The sequence below is a fragment of the Roseovarius amoyensis genome (genome assembly GCF_003260265.1).
In the GTDB taxonomy this organism is placed as follows: domain Bacteria; phylum Pseudomonadota; class Alphaproteobacteria; order Rhodobacterales; family Rhodobacteraceae; genus Roseovarius; species Roseovarius amoyensis.
On the sequence record NZ_QITQ01000067.1, the window covers coordinates 1 to 2682 of the forward strand.

General features: G+C 57.4%; 2 protein-coding genes. One reads left to right on the forward strand and one right to left on the reverse strand.

The features are described 5' to 3' along the window. Positions 1 to 202: 202 nt before the first annotated feature. Complete coding sequence (locus DL899_RS19105; RefSeq protein ID WP_275426805.1) at positions 203 to 1753, reverse strand: recombinase family protein; 1551 nt, start codon at positions 1751 to 1753, stop codon at positions 203 to 205. A gap of 214 nt (positions 1754 to 1967) precedes the next feature. Here DL899_RS19105 and nusG point away from each other — a divergent pair, with 214 nt between their 5' ends. Further along, positions 1968 to 2480, forward strand: coding sequence for a transcription termination/antitermination protein NusG (gene nusG / locus DL899_RS19110; protein ID WP_111735898.1), 513 nt, complete (start codon positions 1968 to 1970; stop codon positions 2478 to 2480). Positions 2481 to 2682: the final 202 nt, after the last annotated feature.

Consider the following 2682-nt stretch of genomic DNA (forward strand, 5'->3'; position numbering starts at 1 on the left):
GGTCCAAGTCCGTATCGCCATCATGAACGGCTATACCGCACTCGGCATACCTGTCACGAAAACTGCGGGATAACTGTGTCCGGGGAAAGGGGCACTCCGGTCAGCAAGTGCTTTGTGCAACAGAGCCATAGGGTTGGCTTCCTTCTTCTTTGATGCAGTTGTTCATGTTTTGGGCTTTCGTTGCTTTCCGTGATGCTGACCATCATCCCCATTTTCGGCGAATGCCAACCCGCTCGGCCATGCCGTAGAAGAACCCGAGATCCTCAAAACGGAAGGCCTCGAAGGCGATGCTGGTGCGGTTGCAAAGGCGGATTTCTTGCCGGGGAAGATCGAGCCAGGGCAGCAGGTAGTAATCGAGCTCCTCGCGGTTGTCGGGATCGAGCCGCACGGCCAGCGTGACGTCGGCCTGGTAGCGCATCGGGTCAAACCGGATTCTCCAGCGCAGCCGTCCGTCGCCCTGCGGCTGGCAGCGCGCCAGAACCAAGCTGACGACCATCTCATCGTTGATGGCCAGCAGATCGGTCTTGGGATCACGCGCCACCGTGCCACCCACGGCCGCGATCGCGGCCTCGGTCCGGGCTATGATCTCTGGATGCATCCTGCGGAGGCGCTTGTTAAGCGCAATACGCTCTTGATCGCGGTCCGAGCGATAGCCAATCATCTCGTAGGCCCGCGCGAGTGACCCGAACCGGTTTCGATAGGCCGATGACGACGGCATGTCCGGCGTTTGGTCAATCAGCACCCCAGAAAGCTGGCCCGTGTCCGCGTAGAGGCGCTTCAGGTGCTCCAGCAGCTCTTCGTCCGACAGGCGTGCGGATCGCGCGGTGATGATCTCTTGCGCTGTCAATAAGAACTCGAGCGGCACAATCCCTTCAAAGGTGCCTTCCTTGCGCACCCACATGTCGGGCGGGTTTTCTACATGCAGCTTCTTCAGCTTGAAGGAGGATCGGTTGTAGACGTTGTTGCCGATGTATTTCTCATTTGTCAGGACCGTGCGCACCGTGCCAGAATTCCAAGGCCTGTTCAGATCGGTGGTGACGCCTTCCTCATTCAGGCGATCGGCGATTTCGCGGAAGGACAGATCCTCCTCGATCTGCCAGCGATACATCTTGTTGCCCCAGGCCACTTCCTCGTCAGGCCCGGGCATCAGGATGACACGGTCGGTCTGCAGCGACTTATGTTCGCCGCGCTTCAACTCGCCCTTGGTCTCGCCGCGTTCGTTCACCAGAACCCGGCGCAATCCAAAACCTGCCGCGCCGCCCTGGCGAAAGCCCAGCTCAATCAGGCGACACTGGCCAGCGAAGACCTTGACCGAGAGCTCCCGACTGTATTCCCCGGCCATAGCGCGTTTGACGCCCTTGACGATGGTCGATACGGGGGAGCCATCATTTTCGAACTGCTCCGCGCAGTAGGCGACGTTGATGCCAGCGCGTTTGCAGATATATTCGTAATAAGCGCTTTCATCCGCGTCCTGAAACCGCCCCCAGCGGCTGACGTCATAGACCAGGATCACGTTGAAATCGGCCGCGCCGGATTCCACATCCGCGATCAGATGCTGCAGGGCAGCGCGCCCGCCGATGGACAGGCCGCTCTTGCCGTCATCGGCGTAGGTCTTGATGATCTCGATGCCGCGCTTCTCGGCATATTCTCGGATTTTGTCGGACTGGTTGTGGGTTGAATACTGCTGGTGCTCCGTCGACATGCGCACATATTGCGCCGCCCGAAACTCGGTAATTTTACCACTCCCGTCCAACTCAGCCTCCGATCCGTCTTCAAGTCGGTTGGAGGTTTGCTCTGGTGGCGAAGGGTATCAAGCTGATAGTGCTGGATTATCTCATTATATCAACACCCTGAGGGCAGTAGGCGCTATCATCTTCATCAAACGTCACATCACTCCTGAAAAAGCTTACTTGCATCCGTTCGAATCTGAGCGATAAGTATCGAAATTATATCTATGAGGTTGCAAGATGACATTTCACGATCACGGCACAAGCTGGTTTCTGGCGCAGCTGAAGCCGAACTGTGCCAGCATCGCAGACAAGAACCTCAAGCGCCAAGGCTTCAATACCTTCCTACCGATGGAAGAGGAGACACAGCAGAGGAACGGCAAGTTCGTCACGGCCATGCGACCGCTGTTTCCAGGATACATCTTCGTCTCCTTCGATGTGGCCCGCGGGTTCTGGCGGACGGTCAACTCAACCTACGGCATCACGCGGCTGGTCAGTTTCGGCAAAGAGCCGACGGCTGTGCCGCTGGACCTGGTCTCGCAGTTGATGCTGCGCTGTGATGCGAAGGGCAAGTTGCTGCCGCCGAAGCTCCTGAAGCCCGGCGATCAAGTGACCCTGACAAAGGGCCCGTTTGCCAATTTCGTGGCAGAGGTGGAAAAGATCGCACCGGATCGGCGCGTCTGGGTCCTGATGGCGATCATGGGTGGCGAGACCCGCGTAGCGGTGGGAACGGATCAGCTGCGGGTGGTGTGAGGTTGCAAATGATAGGTCACATTGATAATCGGAAATCTGACATACACGCTATTCAATCAACCGATGTTCGTCCGTTAGGCCGTGTTGACAAAATGGATTCCCATCAGGCTTTGGGCATGATTCAAGCTGGTATCTGCGATGGAGACCAGCTTGGCACGAAACCTTATGTCAGACGAGGAATAGGCCTTCTTTGAGGGGTTCA

Coding starts and splice junctions, on each gene's coding strand:
- nusG (WP_111735898.1), top strand. CDS start 1,968: ATGACATTTCACGATCACGGCACAAGCTGGTTTCTGGCGCAGCTGAAG.